Annotated in this window: 15 protein-coding genes; 13 read left to right on the top strand and 2 right to left on the bottom strand. The window is 66.2% G+C overall.

The features are described 5' to 3' along the window. Window positions 1–2: 2 nt before the first annotated feature. On the bottom strand, window positions 3–1,679 hold the full coding sequence (locus tag GA566_RS24740) for a ShlB/FhaC/HecB family hemolysin secretion/activation protein (RefSeq protein WP_137925478.1): 1,677 nt from the start codon (window positions 1,677–1,679) through the stop codon (window positions 3–5). Window positions 1,680–1,821: 142 nt separating this feature from the next. Next, a complete protein-coding gene (locus GA566_RS24735; RefSeq protein WP_160474306.1) occupies window positions 1,822–3,261 on the bottom strand; it encodes a collagen-like triple helix repeat-containing protein in 1,440 nt (479 codons plus the stop codon). A 677-nt stretch (window positions 3,262–3,938) separates the two neighbouring features. On the opposite strand from GA566_RS24735, the gene GA566_RS24730 reads away from it, so the two are divergent. From GA566_RS24730 to GA566_RS24670, 13 genes are all read left to right on the top strand, one after another. Continuing rightward, entirely contained in the window at window positions 3,939–5,132 is a 1,194-nt protein-coding gene (locus tag GA566_RS24730; RefSeq protein WP_137925480.1) for a collagen-like triple helix repeat-containing protein, read from the top strand. Between the two features lie 427 nt (window positions 5,133–5,559). After that, window positions 5,560–5,760: a Flp family type IVb pilin gene (locus GA566_RS24725; RefSeq protein WP_160474305.1), complete on the top strand. Its 201-nt coding sequence runs from the start codon at window positions 5,560–5,562 to the stop codon at window positions 5,758–5,760. A gap of 363 nt (window positions 5,761–6,123) precedes the next feature. Further along, the gene (locus GA566_RS24720) at window positions 6,124–6,585 is read left to right on the top strand and encodes a TadE/TadG family type IV pilus assembly protein (protein ID WP_137925482.1); all 462 of its coding nucleotides are present in this window, start codon (window positions 6,124–6,126) and stop codon (window positions 6,583–6,585) included. A gap of 66 nt (window positions 6,586–6,651) precedes the next feature. After that, window positions 6,652–7,596: a Flp pilus assembly protein CpaB gene (cpaB, locus tag GA566_RS24715; RefSeq protein WP_160474304.1), complete on the top strand. Its 945-nt coding sequence runs from the start codon at window positions 6,652–6,654 to the stop codon at window positions 7,594–7,596. A gap of 49 nt (window positions 7,597–7,645) precedes the next feature. After that, window positions 7,646–9,034 carry a type II and III secretion system protein family protein gene (locus GA566_RS24710; protein ID WP_160474745.1) on the top strand — a complete coding sequence of 463 codons (1,389 nt, stop codon included), beginning with the start codon at window positions 7,646–7,648 and terminating at the stop codon, window positions 9,032–9,034. A gap of 36 nt (window positions 9,035–9,070) precedes the next feature. Then, entirely contained in the window at window positions 9,071–10,291 is a 1,221-nt protein-coding gene (locus tag GA566_RS24705; protein ID WP_137925485.1) for a cellulose synthase operon protein YhjQ/BcsQ, read from the top strand. Window position 10,292: 1 nt separating this feature from the next. After that, window positions 10,293–11,609: a CpaF family protein gene (locus GA566_RS24700; RefSeq protein WP_137925486.1), complete on the top strand. Its 1,317-nt coding sequence runs from the start codon at window positions 10,293–10,295 to the stop codon at window positions 11,607–11,609. Next, window positions 11,602–12,528 (top strand): type II secretion system F family protein, encoded by a 927-nt coding sequence (locus GA566_RS24695; protein ID WP_160474744.1) that lies wholly within the window; start codon window positions 11,602–11,604, stop codon window positions 12,526–12,528. Before GA566_RS24700 ends, GA566_RS24695 begins: the two co-directional genes overlap by 8 nt. 9 nt (window positions 12,529–12,537) lie before the next feature. After that, window positions 12,538–13,635, top strand: coding sequence for a type II secretion system F family protein (locus GA566_RS24690; protein WP_202126862.1), 1,098 nt, complete (start codon window positions 12,538–12,540; stop codon window positions 13,633–13,635). Beyond that, entirely contained in the window at window positions 13,635–14,462 is an 828-nt protein-coding gene (locus GA566_RS24685; protein ID WP_237380631.1) for a tetratricopeptide repeat protein, read from the top strand. The genes GA566_RS24690 and GA566_RS24685 overlap by 1 nt, the downstream gene beginning before the upstream one ends. Beyond that, window positions 14,459–14,818 (top strand): DUF3613 domain-containing protein, encoded by a 360-nt coding sequence (locus tag GA566_RS24680; protein WP_237380629.1) that lies wholly within the window; start codon window positions 14,459–14,461, stop codon window positions 14,816–14,818. Before GA566_RS24685 ends, GA566_RS24680 begins: the two co-directional genes overlap by 4 nt. A gap of 13 nt (window positions 14,819–14,831) precedes the next feature. After that, the gene (locus GA566_RS24675) at window positions 14,832–16,532 is read left to right on the top strand and encodes a TadG family pilus assembly protein (RefSeq protein WP_237380627.1); all 1,701 of its coding nucleotides are present in this window, start codon (window positions 14,832–14,834) and stop codon (window positions 16,530–16,532) included. Between the two features lie 21 nt (window positions 16,533–16,553). Then, window positions 16,554–17,921 carry a sigma 54-interacting transcriptional regulator gene (locus GA566_RS24670; RefSeq protein WP_160474303.1) on the top strand — a complete coding sequence of 456 codons (1,368 nt, stop codon included), beginning with the start codon at window positions 16,554–16,556 and terminating at the stop codon, window positions 17,919–17,921. Window positions 17,922–18,037 lie beyond the last annotated feature (116 nt).

The raw sequence follows: 18,037 nt of genomic DNA, 5'->3' as shown, positions 1-18,037 counted from the left end.
GTTCAATCGAACTGGTACGACCAGAGCAGGTTGATACGCGGCGAACGGTGGCTGGCGTTCGTGGGCTTGTCGCCCACGGGCTGCGCCACCGAGACATCCATCGTGTAGTAGCGGCGGTCCGAGAAGCGCAGGCCGATGCCAACCGATTGCAGGCTGCGGTGCGACAGCGAAACACTGTTGGAGTACACACGCGCGATGTCAGTCACGATGAACGGCTGCAGCGTTTTCAGATACGTGAAGTCCACCGTGAACAGGCGGTTGATCTCGAATGACGCGCCCCAGCCCTTGTCGCCCGCCACTTCGCCAGCCGGATAGCCGAGCCCGAAGAAGCGGCCGCCGAAGCTGATCTGCTCGCTCGATGCCAGGCGGTTGCCGCTGTACTGGCCGGCTGCGGAGACCGACATGCCAAAGCCGAAAGGCAGGTCGCTGGCCTGCGACACCGCCAGGCGCGTGCGCCAGAAGCTGAGGTCATTGTTGTTGTTCTCCCGATCCGCGCCGAGCGCGTCGAAGCCCTTGTAGACGCCGAACGTGGCGTTGCGCGTCACGCCGACACCGCGCTGCAGGTACGACACCTCGGCCGTGGCCACGCGCACGCTGGTAGACAACTCAACCTGACGCCCCGCGCCGGGCTGCACCGCCTGCGTGTAGCGCTCGAACTGGTTATTGGCATAGAAGCCGCCCGCGAGCGTCAGCACGTGCCGGTTGTTGAGGATGACCGGATAGCTCAGCGTGCCGCCCAGCCGTTTGGAGTCGTTCACGTAGCGCGATTCGAACCCGATCGGCGCCAGCGAGCTGTTCTGCGGGACACCGCGATAGTGCGAAGCCGTGACCTTGGCGAGCATGCCCTCGGTGCCCAGCGGCTGTGCGTAGGTGGCGGCGTAGTACTCCTCGTTGTCGCGGCCCTTGGGGAACAGCGTGGAGACCGAGAGTTGCTCGCCCAGCGGCGTGAGGCTGTTCGTCGTGGCCGTGGCGATGGCGCGCACGCCGGGCGACATCCACTCCACGCCGGTGCCGAACGTGAACGGCTTGCGCTTGACCTCCAGAATCATGTCGCACGCGCCGTCGGTGGTGGTGGGCGGCTGCACCGTGGCATTGACCTGCATGCCGGGCTGCTGCGCGAGCACGTTGACGTAGTGCTCGAAGCTCTCCTGGCGCAGGGGCCGGTCCTTCTTCAGTTGCTCTGCGATCTTGCGCAGGCGTCCTTCGGCCGGGCCGGGTTTGCCGCGCACCGTGATGTTGGCGACATAGCCTTCCACCACGGTCACCAGCACGTTGCCGTTCTCGAAGCTCTGCGCTGGCACGAATGCGAACGAGAGGGGATAGCCGGCGTCCTTGTACATCTGCGTGACGGCCTCTGCGGCCTGCAGCAGTTCGGCGACCGTGATCTCGCGATTGGCGAGCGGTGCGAACTGCGCGGCGATCTTTTCAAAGGGCAGCGTCTTCGAGCCTTCGATCTGGAAGTGTTTGGGTGTGAGTCGCGCGGCCAGCAGATTCTGCAGCGCCGAATCGGGCCGCTCTACCTGGACGGTGACATTGCTCTGGGCCGGCTTGCTGGGTGCAATGCTCGGCAGGGTCTGTGTGGGATCGCCCTGTACGGGGCCCCGTTCCGCGTGAGACAGGCCGCTTTGGATGACGCCGACGCCGATCAACAGCGCAGCAACGCGAGTGCGTGGTCGCATGGTCTTACCCCTCGGATGAAAACTGCTTTGCGGCTATGGCGTTGCGTGCCACGGGCAGTGGGGATGCCGCTTCCCCACCGCCCACCTCGTGGCCGTCACGCCTGATATGGATGGGCGCTCTCCGGCGCCCGGTGCCGAGTGCCTAGCGCTTGCCGCCCAGTGCGCCGGTCAGGCCGCCAACGAGTCCGCCGACCAGGCCCGTAACAGGCGCCAGCGGATTCGCCGGCTTGGTGCCACCCGTGCTGCCACCGGTGCCAGTGCTGGGGGCCGGTGCGTTGCCGCCGGTCAGTGCGCCGACGAGGCCGGTGACCGGAGCCAGCGGGCTGGCGCTGCTGCCCGAACCGCTGGTTGCGCCGCCGACCGCGCTGGTCAGTCCGCTGGTGATGCCGCTGACGAGTCCGGTCACGGGGGCGAGCGGGCTGGCGCTGCCGCCCGTGGCGCTGGTCAGTCCGCTGGTGATGCCGCTGACAAGGCCGGTCACCGGAGCAAGCGGGCTTGCACCGCTGCCTCCGGAACCACCCAGTCCGCCGAGTCCGCCAGTCAGTCCGCCGATCAGGCCCGTGACAGGTGCCAGCGGGCTACCGGCGCTACCGCCTGCGGGGCCGTTCAAGACACCGCCCACCGAAGCCACCGTAGTGCCAGCGCCCGTGACGATGCCGCCGACACCGGAGACCACGGGGGTGTTGGTGTTAGTCAGTTGCGTACCGGCCGTGGCCAGCGCGCCGCCTACCGTTGCCAGCAGGTTGTTGATCGGCTGGCCCAGGCCGGTTGCCGCGCCCAGGGTTTGCGTGCCGTTGGTCAGCGTGGAAGTCAGCGGCACGATGGCCTTGCTCACGCTGCTGGTCAGTTGTTCGACCGGCCCCGTGGAGAGTGCGGTGCCAAGCTTGTCGCCGACGTTGCCGACCACGCCGCCCACTTGCGAGACCACGCCACCGAGCGGAGTGGTCAGCGCACCGAGCGGTGCCAGCGGACCGCTACCCAGACCCGCCACCGCGCTGCCGGCATTCGTCACGGCGTTGCCAACCTGGCTGACCACGCCGCCTGTGCTGGCCACCGTCGTGCCGAGCGGGTTGGTAGCGTTGGGCATGTTGCCAAGCCCGCTCTGCAAGCCCGTGCCAAGCGTGGTGACGGCATCGCCCAGCGAGCCCACCACACCGGCCAGCCCGTCCTTGGTCTGCGTGGAGACCACCGGAACGTCAGCGTTCTTGATGGCATCGCCTACACCGCTCACGGTGTTGCCTACGCCGTTGACAATGCCGCCCGCGTTGTTGACCACCGTGCTGGTGGGCGTGAGCGGCTTCGGCGTGGTGCCGCCGCCATTGTCTCCACCACCGTCACCATTTCCGCCGCCACCACCACCACCGCCGCCACCACCACCGCCGATGCCGGCGTTGTCAGTGCCACCCGTGCCGCCCGTGCCGCCCGTCGTGGCCGTGTTGTTCGAGCCGCCCGAACCACCGGCACCGCTCGTACCCATCGACGTGGAACCGCTGCCGCTGGCGCAACCGCCCAGTGCCAGCAGTGACCCCAGCAGGGTCGCCACGAGAATCTGCTTGCCGAACTGTTGTTGTGATTGACGCATGACCGTTGTCCTTTTTCCTTTGGTTTTCCCGAGCGAGATTCACGGTCACGCGTCCATTTGAATTCTTGCTGAGTGCGTTGGCGTGCCGTGTTCGTTTCGATAAGCGCAAGCGGTATGCCAATGGTCCGAAAGGATTACCCCGGCACCATACGAAGGAAGGGGAGGTGTGGCGGAAACGTCCATCCGACGCGGCTTTCCGGGCGATGGGTCAAACGCGCGCATGAAGCAGGCGGCGCGGCGCCACACCGCGCCAGGCGTTACGCGTTACGTAACGTGGCCGTGACGAACGGGAACGGCAACGCTGCTACGCGGCCCCGTTCGCGTGCGGCGCAAGGGTTGAGACATGGTGGGGATGACTAGCGGATGAGGATGAAAAGCGCATGAGGTCCGGCGTTACGTCCGGGGCGTCACGTTACGTAGCACGTAACACCGCGCGGCATCGGTCTGGTATCGCCTGGCCGCCTCGGATGCAATGCATGCGATCGCCCGCAGACCCGCGCCGCGCAAGCCTCTGCGGACCATTGACGCACGGTGCCGACCCGCCGTATCGAACATGCGATTGAGGCTGGCACACCGATTGCGCTACCGGTATCGCAACGCCCTTCCGGCAGGACGGCGCGGGCCACAGGACACGCAGACAGCCAACACTCACAAAGAACATTGAAGGAGAACAGGTCATGAAGTCGACGATGCAAACGCGCGGTCTCAAGATGACGACACTTGCCTGTGCGGCAGTGGTAGTGCTGCTGGCTGGCTGCGCCTCGGGCGGCTCCAGCGGCGGTGCGGCAACGCCCACCACGCCATCCACGCCGACCAATCCCGGCACGAACAATCCGCAACCGACGGCCGAGAACACTTCCACCGGCAAGGTCGTGGAAGGTGCAGGCAATACGGTCGTGGCAACGGGCAACGCCGTGAGCCAGATCGGCCAGCAGATCAAGGACACCAATGTGCCGCTGCTGCCGGCTGGTGCGAAGAACGCCACGGGCGACGTGGTGATCAACGCGGGCAATACGGTCGCCACGCTCGGTGAAGGCGTGCGCGATGGCCTGGGCAAGATGGGCGCTGTCGAGAATCCGCTGGGTGTGACCGTTGCCAACACCGGCAACGTGGTATCGAAGGCCGGCGTGACCGTGGTCAGCGCGGGCGATCTGGTGAAGGCCATCGGCAGCGATCAGCTCGCGCCGCTGGCTGCGGTGACGAACCCCGTGGGCGGCCTCGTGCAACAAGTGGGTGGTGTGGTGATGACGGGTGGCGACAAGCTCGGCCAGGCGCTGTCCACCGGTCCCGTCGCGCAACTGACCGGCGGCGTCAGCAAGGCCATCGTCCCGTTGACGACGCAAGTGACCAGCACCACGCAGACGCTGGGCGCCGCAACGGGCCTGGGCTCACCGGTGAACAACCTCCTGACGCAACTCGGCAATACGTTGGCCACCGGTGGCGACCTGATTGCCGGCAAGAACTTCCCGATCGTCTCGCCGCTGGGTGGTGTCGTGAACGAAGCCGGCAAGACCGTCGCGGTGACCGGCGTGCTGCTGCATGGCAACGGCACCGTCGGCGGCAATCCGCTTGGCGGCCTGCTCAATACCCTGCCGCTCGGTGGTGCATCGAATGGATCGGGTCCGCTGGCACCTGTGACCGGTTTGCTCGGCAATCTGACGGGCGCGTTGGGTGGAGTGGGTGGTGCCGCATCGGGCAATGGCGCGAGTCCGCTCGCACCGGTGACGGGTCTGCTCGGCACGGTGACCGGCACGATCACCACGACCACCACCACGACGACTACGAGTGCGACGGGTGCGGCATCGGGCAACAACGCCAGCAATCCGCTCGCGCCGTTGACGGGTCTACTCGGCGGACTGACGCGCCACTGATACACGCTGGGCCCTGGATGACCGGGGACTTTCCCTGTCATCCAATTCGATTACTTTACGGTGCGTTGTCGTCCTTACCCCGCGCGGCGCATCCTTTTATTTCGTGCCGTGCGGTGAGTCTGTGCCAGCAGGTGCAGGCCTCCGCACGGCATACCGCTTTTATTGCGCGCTCTTTAACAATTAGCTTCCACTCAACCGAAGAGTGGAGAGCATCCTGCATTGTTTCAAACGTCTGTCCGCCGTTAAGCTGATTCAACCATGCCTCGTTTGGGGGGTATGGATGAAACAAGCCATGTCTTATAAATTGTTCACCAGCAGCAAAAACAACATAAGCGCCACAAATAGCAATTAGATGGCAATCGGATTGGGGTCAGAAAGCACTGCTGGAATCCACTCAGGGGTAACTCACTTTTCGGGAGTGAACATCATGAAGCATCTGGCGCGCATCCACACCAACAAGCTCACCAAACGCACCCAGCGCGGTGCCACGGCTATCGAGTATGGCCTCATCGTCGGACTCATCGCACTCGGGGTAGTCACCGGTGCGACGAGCCTCGGCACGAATCTCGGCACGGGTTTCGACACACTCGCGACCAAGGTTTCAGGTTTGTTCGCCGCGAAGCCGTAGCAGGCGTCCCCAGGTACACCATTCGCTGACACACGGGTTGCAGTACCGTCCGCGGCTTCCGCTCGCGGCGGTGGCTGCTCGCGCCGTGCGTCCACACTGATCTCTACCGGCTGGCAACGGCACGCGGGGGCGGTTGCCGGACGGAAGAGTCTTGCAGCAAGGCAACTGAAGAAGTGGTAGCTCGGCACTGGCCGCAGGCAATCACGGACGGCCAGGCAAGGACAGTAAGAGTGGTTCCAAGTCGCGAAGCGTAGTGCGAGTACGCCCAATGGGCACACCGTCCCCGGGGCCGGCCATGCCGGCCCCGGCGGAACGGTGCCGGGTCGCCATCGGGTTGGCGCATCGAACATGTCTGGGTGAAGCATGGCATCACGGGGAAACGCGCATCGTCATCGCGACGACGGTGCCGTAGCGCTTGAGTTCGCATTGGTATTTCCGCTCCTGCTGGCAGTGGTCCTGGGCATCGTCTATTACGGCGTGATCCTGGCCATGCAGCAGGTGCTTACGCTCGCCGCCGAGGAAGGTGCGCGGGCTGCCTTGCGTTATCCCCTCACAACGAACAACGGCACGCTGGCCGATACCGTGGCCCTGCGTGTTTCTGCCGCGGAACAGACGGCGCGCGGCACGCTGCCTGCCACCGTAGAGTCCAACCTGACCAAGGGTGCCGTGGCCCAGGCCGTGGCCTGCACCGCGCCCGCCGGGCAGCAATGTGTGCAGGTCACGCTGAACCTGCCGACCAATTCGCTGCTGCCGGTGATGCCATTCGTTCCCGTGCCTGCCTCGCTGACCGGGCAGGCCATCGTCCAGCTTTCTCCCGATACGTGAATTCATGGAGCCGCCTCGTTCGACGCGCACCGCGTTGCCTTCCAACACTTCGTACAGGAGACCGACATGAGCAGTAAACAGATACGGATACTCGCCGTCGTCCTGCTGGTGCTGGCCGGACTGCTGGCGTTGATGGCCTGGCGCGTTGCACGGCATCAGCCGCTGCCCGCTGTCAGCACGGAGCAAGCGGCCTCGCACGCGGTGGTGGTCACCACGCGCGCGGTAGAAGCGGGCAAGCCGCTGCCGGCCGATGCGCTGACCGTGATGCAGTTGCCGATGGACCCGGCAGGCGGCTATCGAGACATCTCGCGCGTGGTGGGACAGGTGCCGCTGGTCAATCTCGGCGCCCATGTGCCCGTGCTCGAAAGCCAGTTGCTGGCAGGACTGGCGCGGCAGATTCCCGAGGGCGACCGCGCGTTGGCCGTGGCGGTGGATGAAGTGGTGGGCGTGGGCCACCAGGTGCAGCCGGGCGATTTCGTGGATGTGTTCGTGATCCTGCGTCGCGACAGCCAGGAAATCACCGACAGCCAGACCCGGCTGCTGCTCTCGCACCTGCGCGTGCTGGCTTACGGCGCGGGTGCGGTGAACGAATCGGCCAAGGCGCAGGGCGAACAGATGATGGCGCGGCGTGAAGGGGCCAAGACGGCGGTGCTGTCGGTGCCGGTGGATCAGGTGGGCAAGCTCGCGATGGCGCAGCAGGCCGGCCGCTTGATCCTGGCGCTGCGCAATCCCAAAGATGAATCGGTGCCGAGCGAAGGCATGTACAGCGAGCCGCCGCCCGTGTTGCAGGCCCGTGCCGGTGTGCCGCCGCCTGCGGAGCGCGCGCCGGTGGACAGGGCCATGGCGGGCGTGAGCCTGGCGGGGCTGGTGGGCAGCGATGCATCGCGTCCCGCCGCAGCAGGCGTGCGGCAGGTATCGGCGCCGGTGCAGACGCCGATGGCACGACGCGATAACCCGGACAACCGCAGCGGCGTGGAAGTGATCCGCGCCGGCAAGCGAGACATCGAATAACGGACCACACGGCATGAGCAAACTGATCGAAGACCGTGTTGTGGCGCGCATGCGCAAGAAGACGAATGCCCTGGCATGGGCCGCGCTGATGGCGCTGGCGGCGGCCTCGGCCCTCACCATGCGTCCGGCCGATGCGCAACTGGCCACGGATGCGCCGCCGGTGGCATCCACGACCTCCATCCGCACGCTGCGCCTGATGGCCGGCGCGCAGCAGGAGATCCGGCCCGGCCAGGCGCTGGAGCGTGTGGCGGTGGGCAATCCGGCGGTGGCCGATGCGCTGCTGCTGAAGAACAAGGGTGGCGTGCCGACGGTGCTTGTGGTGGCGAAGAAGCCGGGCACCACGGACCTGATGCTCTGGACCCGCAACGGACCGCCCGTGAGCTACACGGTACAGGTGGATGCCGTGGCGCAGGATGCGGGCGGCTCAAAGATCGAGACGTCCGCTGCCGGTGCCACGATCAGCGGCGAGTCGCCAAACTCCGCGGCTGCCGCGCGTGCGCAGATGGCAGCGCGTGCGGCGGTGGCCGGCGCCGATGGCAAGGGCGGCGTGGTTGTGGATCGGTCCATCGTGCCGGTATCGGGCACGGTGCAGGTCGATGTGAAAGTCGTGGAGATCAGCCGCACCGTGCTGAAGGAGGTGGGACTGAACTTCCTGCGCAGCAAGAACGGTTTCGCGTTCGGCTCGTTCAGCCCGTCGTCGCTGACCAAGGCGGACAACATCACGATGCCGAATCCGGTGATCGAGACCGTGTCGCCCATCAGCAGCGCGTTCAACCTCGTCGCGGCGTCGGCATCGAAAGGCATTTTCGCGAACCTGAGCCTGCTGGAGTCCAACGGTCTGGTGCGCGTGCTGGCGGAGCCGAGTCTTGTTGCGCTTTCGGGCCAGAGTGCGAGTTTCCTCGCCGGTGGCGAAATCCCGATTCCCGTGCCGCAGGCGCTGGGCACGACGACGATCCAGTTCAAGCCGTTTGGTATCGGTTTGACGGTGTCGCCCACGGTGTTGTCCAGCGATCGCATCGCGTTGAAGGTGGCGCCCGAGGCAAGCGATCTCGATCCGTCGCGCGGCATCTCGATCAATGGCGCATCGGTGCCGGCCATCGTCACGCGGCGCGCTGACACGATGATCGAACTGGGCGATGGAGAGAGCTTTGTGATCGGCGGGCTGGTCAGCCGCAACACGGTGAGCAACGTGAGCAAGGTGCCGTTCCTGGGAGACCTGCCCGTGCTGGGTGCGTTCTTCAAGAACCTGAATTTCCACCAGGAGGACCGCGAACTGATGATCGTGGTGACGCCGCATCTGGTGAAGCCGCTGGCCCGCGATTCGCAGGCGGCGGCCAATGTGGCCAACGACGGCCGCACGACGTCGAGCCCCAACGTCTGGGGCCGCTTCGTGATGGGCGAGTACGTGGACCGGACACTGCCGGGATTCTCCCGGTAACCGTCAACTGCATGGCTGATGGAGCGAGACAGGCGGATGGATGACTTTCTGCTGAACACCACGCACGAGGAAGTGCGCCACTGGCTGGGCCACGCGCTCCAGGGTGCTGGCAGGCTCGTCGCCGAGGATGGCGCACAGGAGGCGTTCATCGACCAGATCGGCGCGCTGCGCCCGGGGCTGGTCTTCCTCGATTTCACGGCGGCACACGCGAGCGCGTCGGCGCGGCTGGCCGAACAGGTAGTGCGGCTGTTTCCGCAACTGCCGATGGTGGCGGTGGGCCATGCGGCCGAATCCGAGACCATGCTCACGGCGATGCGCGCCGGCGTGCGCGATTTCATCGACCTGCGCGGCGCACCCGCACAGGCCACGGCCGCCGTGAAGCGGCTGGTGGTGCCGCGCGCCCAGGTGCGTGCCGTGACGCACAAGGATCGGCACGGCAAGGTAGTGGCGCTGCTCGGCGCACGGCCCGGTGTGGGCGTGACGAGTCTCGCGGTCAACCTTGCCGCGGCGGTGCGGCAGCGGCAGGACGCAGAAGTGCTGCTGCTCGATCTTGGACTGCCCGCACGCGATGGCGCGCTGTACCTCAACATCGCGCCGGAATTCCATTTCGTGGAGGCCGTGCGCAATGTGCGCCGCTTCGATCATGTGTTCGTGCAGACGGCGCTCGCGCGCCACGCCAACGGCGTGTCCGTGCTGCCGCTGCCGGCCACGCTGGCCGAACTGCGCGACATCTCGTACTCCGAAGCCCTCACGCTGTTCGACCGCCTGCGCGCGTTCTTCGATCTTCAGGTGATCGACCTCGGCGGCTTCACCAATGCGGAGTTCATGGCACAGATCGTCAAGGCGGCCGATGCCGTGGTGCTGGTGGCCGAGCAGAGCGTGGGCGCGATCGTGTCCGCAGCCGAAGTCGTGCAGGAGTTGCACAAGCGCGAGGTGGAGCGGCAGGACATGCATCTGCTGGTCTCGCGTTTCGATCCCGAGTTGGGCGTGGAGGCGCAGCAGATCGCCGAGCGCATCGGTGTGTCGAGCGTTGGGACGCTGCCCGACCGGCGCGCGGCGCTGCTGCAGGCCGCCAATCGTGGCGTGGTGCTGGCCGACGAGGCACCCGCCGATCCCTACGTGCGCGCCCTGGGCGCGTTGATGGAGCGGCTGGGATACCACGCCGGACAACTGTCCGAGCGCGGCATCCTGGCACGGATCAAGGACAAACTGCCCGATGCGCTGCGTGTGGCGCGCACTGCCCGGGCCGGGAACTGACATGACCGACGCGATTGAATTCTCGGACAACACCGCCGCTCCGTTTCCTGTTTCGCAGGAGTTCCACAAGATCAAGGAGGCCGCGCACGAGCACCTGCTCACCCGCATCGAGGAACTGGGCGCGGAGTTCGGGCGATGGTCGCGCGCGGCCATCCAGCGCTTTGTCGATCTGGAACTGGAGAGCTTCACGCGCTTGCGCCGCATCCCGATCAACGAGGCGGAACTGAAGCAGATCTCCGAGGCCCTGACCAAGGAGCTGGCGGGCTTCGGTCCCATCGAGGATCTGCTGCACGATCCCGCCGTGGAAGACATCCTCGTCAACGGCCATCACGACGTGTACGTGTCGCGCCATGGCGTGCTGGAGCGCATACCGGTGCGCTTCGCGGACAACGGCCACTTGCTGCGCATCGTGCGTCGCATCCTGGCGCCGATTGGCCGCCGGCTGGACGAGTCGAACCCGATGGTCGATGCGCGTCTGCCCGACGGGGGCCGCATCAACGTGATCATTCCGCCGCTGGCATTGGCCGGCCCCGTGGTCTCGATTCGCAAGTTCCGCAAGGACCCGCTCACGCCCGCAGACCTGCAGGGGCTTGGCACGATGAGCCCGGAGATCACCGAACTGCTCGAAGCCGCCGTGCGGGCGCGCTGCAACATCCTGGTGAGCGGCGGCACAAGTTCGGGCAAGACCTCGCTGCTCAACGCGCTGGCCACGTTCATCCCCGTCACCGAGCGCGTGATCACGATCGAGGACACGGCCGAGTTGGCACTGAACCATCCGCACGTGGTGCGGCTGGAGAGCCGGCCCGGCGGCTTCGAAGGCACGGGCACGGTGACGATTCGCGACCTGCTGCGCAACAGCCTGCGGATGCGGCCGGACCGCATCATCGTGGGCGAAGTGCGCGGCGGCGAGGTGCTGGAGATGCTGCAGGCGATGAGCACGGGGCACGATGGCTCGATGGGCACCATCCACGCGAGCAGTCCGCGCGAATGCCTGTACCGGCTGGAGATGCTGGCGGGCTTTGCAGGCTTCCAGGGCAGCGAGGTGAGCCTGCGCCGCCAGATCGCCAACGCGGTGGATTTCATCGTGCAGATCGGGCGGCTGTCGAGTGGCCGGCGTCGCATCGTGTCGATCACCGAGGTCACAGGGCTGGGGGACAACATCATCTCCACGCAGGAGCTGTATCGGCACGAGCCCGTGCAGAACCCGGACGGCACCGAGACCGATCGCTGGCAGGCGCTCGGCATCCTGCCGCATTCGCCCAAGCTGGCGCGCTTGCGCCCGGCCGGCTTCGCGCTGGATGACCGCTTTGATCTCTAGCGCCAGCCTCCTCATCGCCGCGTGTGCCCTGGTGCTGCTGGGGCTGGGCCTGCTGATGCTGGCCACGGCGCGCGCGCGCGGCCACGCCGAACACGCGCGTGCGCACCTGACGGCGCAGACCGAGCAGGTCCGTGCGCGCTACGCCGTGGCGTCGGAGCCGGCACAGCCGGGCACGACGCGCGACCTGCGCCGCCGCTGGACGGAACTGCTGCGCCGCGCCGACCTGACACCGGCACGTGGCACCTACCTGCGCTGGGGCGCGCCGCCGCTGATACTGGTGCTGATCGGTGCGCTGGCGGGTGGCCTGATCGGCGCGGTGTCGATGTTGCTGACCGGCGGGGCGCTGCTCGTGTTCGTGCTGTCGATGCGCATTCGCCGCATCAAGGACAAGATGCTGCGCCAGTTGCCCGGCTTTCTCGATGGCGTGGTGCGGTTGATGACCATCGGCAGCAGTGTGCCGGCAGCGTTCCAGAACTCCGTAGCCAATACCGAGCCGCCTTTGCGCCAGTGTCTGGTGCAGGCCATCCATCTGCAGCGTGCGGGCAAGGAACTCGATCAGGCGGTGCTGCACGTAGGACGCGCGTACCGGCTCGACGAACTGGTCATCGTGTCGTCCGTGCTGCGGCTGTCGCAACGCTATGGCGGACGGGCCGACGTGGTCATGGAGCGCACGGCCACATTCATGCGCGACCGGGAGGAAGCGCAGCGTGAACTGCTGGCGCTGTCGGCAGAGACGCGCCTCTCGGCATGGGTGCTGGGGCTGTTGCCGCTGGTGGTGGCGGGCGGGTTGTTCGTGATGAATGCGGGCTACATCATGCTGATGTGGCGCGATCCGTCGGGCCGTTCGATGCTGATCGGCGCGGGCATGCTGGAGATCATCGGCGTGCTGCTGCTGTACCGGCTGGCAAAGTCGATCTAGGGGCGCGCGATGCAGATCGAACTCTCGCTCCTGGTGTCTGCCAGCCTGTTCGTCGCAGCCGGTGCGCTCGCGCTGCTGGCGTGGCCGCTGATGCAGCAGTGGCGGCAGCGGCGGACGGCCACGCGCACGATCGATGCCGCACTGCAAAGGCAGGCAGCGCACGTAGCGCAGGTTGCGCAGGCTGCGGCCGGCGCAGCGCCGGCAGTCACGATGCCTTCATCGCCTGCCACGACCTCGGCAGCGCAGACGCCGCAGATGTCTGCCCGCGCCGCGTCGGCGGCTGCGGCCATTGCAAAGGGCGCCACGCCTGGTGCTCCCGCCTCGCTCGGCACGAAGATCGGTGCCGAATTCGGCGAGCGCTTCAACCAGCGCTGGCTGGAGTCGCGGCTCGGGCGCGCGGTGGTCACGCAGGAAGAGCAGTTGCTGCTGGAGCAGAGCGGCTTCTACGGCGTGCAGCCGCGTGCGGTGTTCGGGGGCATTCGCGTGCTGGTGCCCACTGTGCTGGCCGTGTGCGTATTTGCGTGGCGGATCGACAAGGGACTGATGCCGGCATTGGTGTCGGCGTTCGTTGCGTTCGCATTGCTGTTCCTGCTCCCCAAGTTCATCCTGCGGCGCCGCGTGCGCAACCGCGTGGCACAGGTGGCGGAAGAACTGCCGGTGCTGATCGACATGCTGCGGTTGCTGCAGGGCGTGGGATTGTCGATCGACCAGAGCCTGCAGATCATCGTGGTGGAGTTCGGCACGATGCTGCGCGTGCTGGGTCCGGAATTGCAACGCGCCAACCAGCAGTTTGCATCGGGCCGCTCGCGGGAGCAGACGTTGATGCGGATTGGCAAGCTGTTCGATGACGAGGACCTCAAGAGCCTGATCACGCTGTTGACGCAGGTGGATCGCCATGGCGGCGCGGTGCAGGAGCCGCTGAGGCAGTTTGGCGAGCGACTGCAAGTGGCACGCAAGGCGCGCCTGAAGGACAAGATCGGCCGGCTCACCGTCAAGATGACCGGCGTGATGGTGGTCAGCCTGCTGCCGGTGCTGCTGATCCTGACAGCGGGCCCCGGTTTCCTGGGCGTGATACGCATGCTTTCGCGCATGAACGGAGGACATTGATGACGCAACAGATCACGGCGCCGTGGATGTTGGCTGCGCTGGCCGCATTGATGGCCACGCTCGTGCTGGGCGGCTGTGCCACGCCACCCGGCAGTGCCGACGCACTGGCACGCCAGACCGAGGCGCAGATCGAACTGGCGCGCCTGCAGGAGAAGGAGGCACGCGCCGAGTACAACGACCAGGGCGTGTACCTGGGATTGATCGGCCGCATGCAGCAGGAGGGGATGTACTACGCGTCGCTGGCCCACGTCGACGCGTTTCAGAAGAAGTTCGGCAGCAACACCGCGCTGCTGGTCCTGCGCGCCGATGCGTTACGCGAGACGGGTCAGGATGACGCGGCGCTGCAGGCTTATCGCGACCTGCTGAACACGGATCGCGCTGCGCGTGCACGCCATGGCATGGGTCTGGTGCTGGGCCGGCAGGGCGATTTCATGCGCGCCGCCGTGGAGTTGCGGCAGGCCGCCGCGCTCGATCCCGTCAATGCACAGGTTGCCAACGATCTCGGATACGCGTTGATGCGCGGCGGCGCCCTGCAGGAGGCGCGCGTGCCGGTGATGCAGGCGCTGGAACTCGATGCCAACAATCCGCGCGCCATCAGCAACGCGGTGGTGTGGATGCTGGCCACGGGCAAGCGCTCGGAAGCCAACGCGATGATGCAGCGCGCGGCAATGCCGGAGCCGACGCGCGCCGCCGTGCGCAAGGAAGCGGATCGCGTGGCAAAGGCCGCGCAACAGCGCGAGAAAGCCGCGCCGCGCGGCACCGCCAGCGCGGTAGTGAATTCACATGCCACGCAAGCCGTGGCGCTCAACGCAGGAGCCCGGCCATGAGGCATGTATCGATTCTCGCGAAACTTGCGGTAACCGTGGCGACGGCCGCCGCATCGCTGGCAGCAGGCGCACAGACCACACAAGCGCCACAGACGGAAACGATGCCCGACGCATCGGCCAGCCAGTATCGGCCCAACGATGTGCCGGTTGGCGACACCACGCGCAACCTGCTCGCCATCCAGCGCAGCGGTACGCAGGCGGGAAAGATGCTACCGATGACCGGCGAGCAGGCGGCGCTCGGTTATGCGCGCTACATGCAGAGCTTCAACTACGCGCTGCCGGAATACTTCACCAGCCAGTCCACGGGCAGCCCATTGCGCAGCGGCTCGGCAGCCCAGTCCATCAACGGGCGGTAGCCAGAGACGCGCCATGGTCCGCCCCGCCGTTCTCCAAGCTCAGCAACGCGGTGCCATCAGCGTGATGGCGGCCGTGCTGATTGCCACCATCGCCATCGGTGCGCTGGTGTCGATCGATGTCGGCTATGTGTTCTACAGCCAGCGGCAGTTGCAGAAGACGGTGGATCTCGCGGCGTTGTCTGGCGCGCAGCAACTGAAACGGGCTGACGACCTGGCCACTACCTCGACCAATGTCCTGGCGTCCGTCAGTGCGGCGGCAAGCCAGAACGGATACGGCAGTGCCGTTGCGGCCAACTGCGCCGATGCAGCGACTGGTGCAGCGGATGGCATGCGCACCTGCCTGGGCCTGTGGGACCCCGCCAATCCGGACAATGGTGACAGCGTGCGGCACTTCACGGGCGCGTACGACGCCGCCCTGGTCTCTCCCAATGCGGTACGCGTGCAGGCCACGCATACCGTGCCGATGATGTTCGTGCTGCCGGGCGGACAGTCGCGGCAACTGCGGGCCGAGGCGATCGCAGCGGGAAGTCCGCCGGTAGCGTCGCTGTCGCTTGGTAGCGGGCTATTGAACCTGAGCACGGCCAGCAGCGTGCTGGGGCTGCTACTGGGCAACACGGTCAACCTTTCGATAGCAGACTGGAATGGGCTGGCGAACGCCAATGTCACGCTGGAGCAGTTGCGCCTCAGGCTCGGTGCCGGGACGGTCGATCAACTACTGAACACCACGTTGTCGATCCAGGACTTTTATGCGCTGGTGCTGAACGCCGCGAGCAAGCAGGCGCTGCTTGGTGCCGCGCTGGGCAGCCCCGTGACGCAGCTTGGACTCAATGGCATCGGTACGAAGCTGACGTTGCAGCAGTTGCTCGATTTAGGCGTGCTGACGCCTGCGGCATCGTCGGCGGCGGAAGTGGGGCTGAATGTGGCGTCGCTGCTGACGGCTGCGGCGTATGTGGCGCGGGGGACCGATGCGGTGGCGTTGAACGTGCCGAATCTCAACCTCAATATCGGCATAGCGAAGACGTCGGCGACGGCGGCCATGACCGTTATTCAGCCGCCGCAAGTTGCCGTAGGTCCCGCACGCCAGTTGCCCGATGGCACGTGGCGGACTACGGCGAGTGCTGCGCAATTGGGTCTCAATCTCAATGTGAACGCTACTGTAGACCTGCTCTTGTTGAAGGCGGAGGTGAATCTGCCGGTATTGGCCAGGGCGGCCACGGCACAGGCCGATCTCACGGCGCTACAGTGCGCCGCGCAGCCTTCGCAGCGGCGGGCCACGGTCAATGTCTCGACAAAGCTGCTGGACGCCTGCATGAGCGAAGATGGCCGTCAATGCTCCAACAAGTCTGTGGGCATCGCCAAGGTCTACTTGCTGGGCGCGCAGGTCACCGGTGTGACAGCGCACCCGACCACGCCCAATCCGGCTTGGCAGTCGTCCAGCCAAATCACCCTTGCGCCGGGCGGCAGCGCCCAGTTGTCGTCGAATACGGCGCTCGCCGGGGCGGTGGACTCGCTACTAAAGAATCTCAATCCGACGCTGGATATCCCGGTGGCCAACCTGAAACTTGGCGATCTGTTGGACGCGTTGCTGTCTCCAGTCATCGGGTTGCTAAGCCTCGTGGTGGATTTTCTTGCCAACACCCTCGGCATCAACCTCGCCAACGCCGACCTGCAAGTCAACAGCATCGATTGCAACAACGCCGAACTGGTGTATTGAACCGAATTGAACTGAACCATCATGAAAGCAGAGCGCTGGGCTTACGAGACCCTCGAGGTCTATGTCTGGGAGGGCCAGTACGAGATTGCCGATCGCGTGGCGCGCTTCCTGACGCCGCTGGGCGCCGAAGTGATTCGCGCCGGGGCGCTCGATGCGCTGCCGCCCGGCGAGGCGCGTGCAAAGCCGTGCATCGCGGTGATCAGCGCGTCGGTCATCGGGTCCGCCAAGTTCACGCTGGACGGGGAGGCCGCGCACGGCATGCCTGTGATCTGGGTGGGCGCGCCGGACCGCGAGACCGATCCCGGTCGCTTCCCGGCCGAGTACGCGCACATCCTGCCGCACGACTTTACGGGCGCGGATTTGCGCACGCAGATCGCCAAGCTGATGCCGCAACTGCTGGCGGCGGCGGAGTCGCGTCCCGACGTGGCGGATCTTGTGGCGGGTTCGCCCGCGATGCTGCAACTGCTAGAGCAGGTGGATACGTTCGCGCGCTTCGACAGCAACGTCATGCTCTATGGCGAGACCGGCGCGGGCAAGGAGCGCATCGCGCGGCTGTTCCATGAGCGCAACGGCACCTATGGCAAGGGCCCGTTCGTGGCGGTGAACTGCGGGGCGATTCCGGACGGGCTGTTCGAGTCGCAGTTCTTCGGGCATGCCAAGGGTGCGTTCACGGGCGCAATGTTCGCGCATCGCGGCTACTTCGAGCAGGCCACGGGTGGCACGCTGTTCCTCGACGAAATCGGCGACCTGCCGATGTTCCAGCAGGTCAAGCTGCTGCGCGTGCTGGAAGAAAACGCGCTGACGCGGCTCGGCTCCACGATGGCCGTGAAGCTCGACTTCCGGTTGGTAGCTGCTACCAACAAGGATCTTCGCGAAGCCGTGAGTCAGGGACGCTTCCGCGCCGACCTGTACTTCCGGCTGGCCGTGATCGAGTTGCGCATTCCGACGCTGGAAGAACGCGGCCCGGCAGACAAGGTGGGGCTGCTGCAGTCGTTCCTGCGCCATATGATCGGCGCCGCCAAATACGATGCGCTGCCGCCAATGCCGGACTGGCTCAAGGGCGCCGTGGGCACCGCGTTCTTTATCGGCAATGTGCGCGAGCTGCGCAACCTGGCTGAACGCGTGGGCATCACGGTGCAGCACTGTGGCGAGTGGGACGAGGAACGCATCCGCCCGTTGTTTCGCGCCCTGCGTCCTGGCGCATTCGATGGCACCGAGCGCGCCGATCCGCGTGGCGATGCCGAGGAACGGCGTCGCATCATCGCGGCGCTCGATGCCAATGGCTGGCGGCGTCAGGACACGGCGGCCTGCCTGGGCATCAGCCGCAAGGTGCTCTGGGAAAAGATGCGCAAATTCCAGATTGCGGACAGTGAAGCGGAGCCAGTCTGAGGGGCGCGCCGGCCCGGCGACGTTATGATGCGGGACCGCGCGGCATTGCCGTGCCTGCTGCGCCACTGCGCCCGCCGTTGCGCCCACCGTTGCGCCACTACGCCCCAAGGAACCGA

The sequence above is a fragment of the Cupriavidus sp. SW-Y-13 genome, from assembly GCF_009793345.1.
In the GTDB taxonomy this organism is placed as follows: Bacteria; Pseudomonadota; Gammaproteobacteria; order Burkholderiales; family Burkholderiaceae; genus Cupriavidus.
The sequence above is the reverse complement of the archived record's forward strand: the minus strand, read 5'-3'. Positions and strand labels throughout refer to the sequence as shown.

Bases quoted from the DNA above. Each gene is read 5' to 3' on its own strand.
- GA566_RS24725 (WP_160474305.1), top strand. From the start codon at position 5,560: ATGAAGCATCTGGCGCGCATCCACACCAACAAGCTCACCAAACGCACC.
- GA566_RS24740 (WP_137925478.1), bottom strand. From the start codon at position 1,679: ATGCGACCACGCACTCGCGTTGCTGCGCTGTTGATCGGCGTCGGCGTC.
- GA566_RS24670 (WP_160474303.1), top strand. From the start codon at position 16,554: ATGAAAGCAGAGCGCTGGGCTTACGAGACCCTCGAGGTCTATGTCTGG.
- GA566_RS24680 (WP_237380629.1), top strand. From the start codon at position 14,459: ATGAGGCATGTATCGATTCTCGCGAAACTTGCGGTAACCGTGGCGACG.
- GA566_RS24720 (WP_137925482.1), top strand. From the start codon at position 6,124: ATGGCATCACGGGGAAACGCGCATCGTCATCGCGACGACGGTGCCGTA.
- GA566_RS24730 (WP_137925480.1), top strand. From the start codon at position 3,939: ATGAAGTCGACGATGCAAACGCGCGGTCTCAAGATGACGACACTTGCC.
- GA566_RS24690 (WP_202126862.1), top strand. From the start codon at position 12,538: ATGCAGATCGAACTCTCGCTCCTGGTGTCTGCCAGCCTGTTCGTCGCA.
- GA566_RS24735 (WP_160474306.1), bottom strand. From the start codon at position 3,261: ATGCGTCAATCACAACAACAGTTCGGCAAGCAGATTCTCGTGGCGACC.
- cpaB (WP_160474304.1), top strand. From the start codon at position 6,652: ATGAGCAGTAAACAGATACGGATACTCGCCGTCGTCCTGCTGGTGCTG.
- GA566_RS24705 (WP_137925485.1), top strand. From the start codon at position 9,071: ATGGATGACTTTCTGCTGAACACCACGCACGAGGAAGTGCGCCACTGG.
- GA566_RS24700 (WP_137925486.1), top strand. From the start codon at position 10,293: ATGACCGACGCGATTGAATTCTCGGACAACACCGCCGCTCCGTTTCCT.
- GA566_RS24675 (WP_237380627.1), top strand. From the start codon at position 14,832: ATGGTCCGCCCCGCCGTTCTCCAAGCTCAGCAACGCGGTGCCATCAGC.
- GA566_RS24685 (WP_237380631.1), top strand. From the start codon at position 13,635: ATGACGCAACAGATCACGGCGCCGTGGATGTTGGCTGCGCTGGCCGCA.
- GA566_RS24710 (WP_160474745.1), top strand. From the start codon at position 7,646: ATGCGCAAGAAGACGAATGCCCTGGCATGGGCCGCGCTGATGGCGCTG.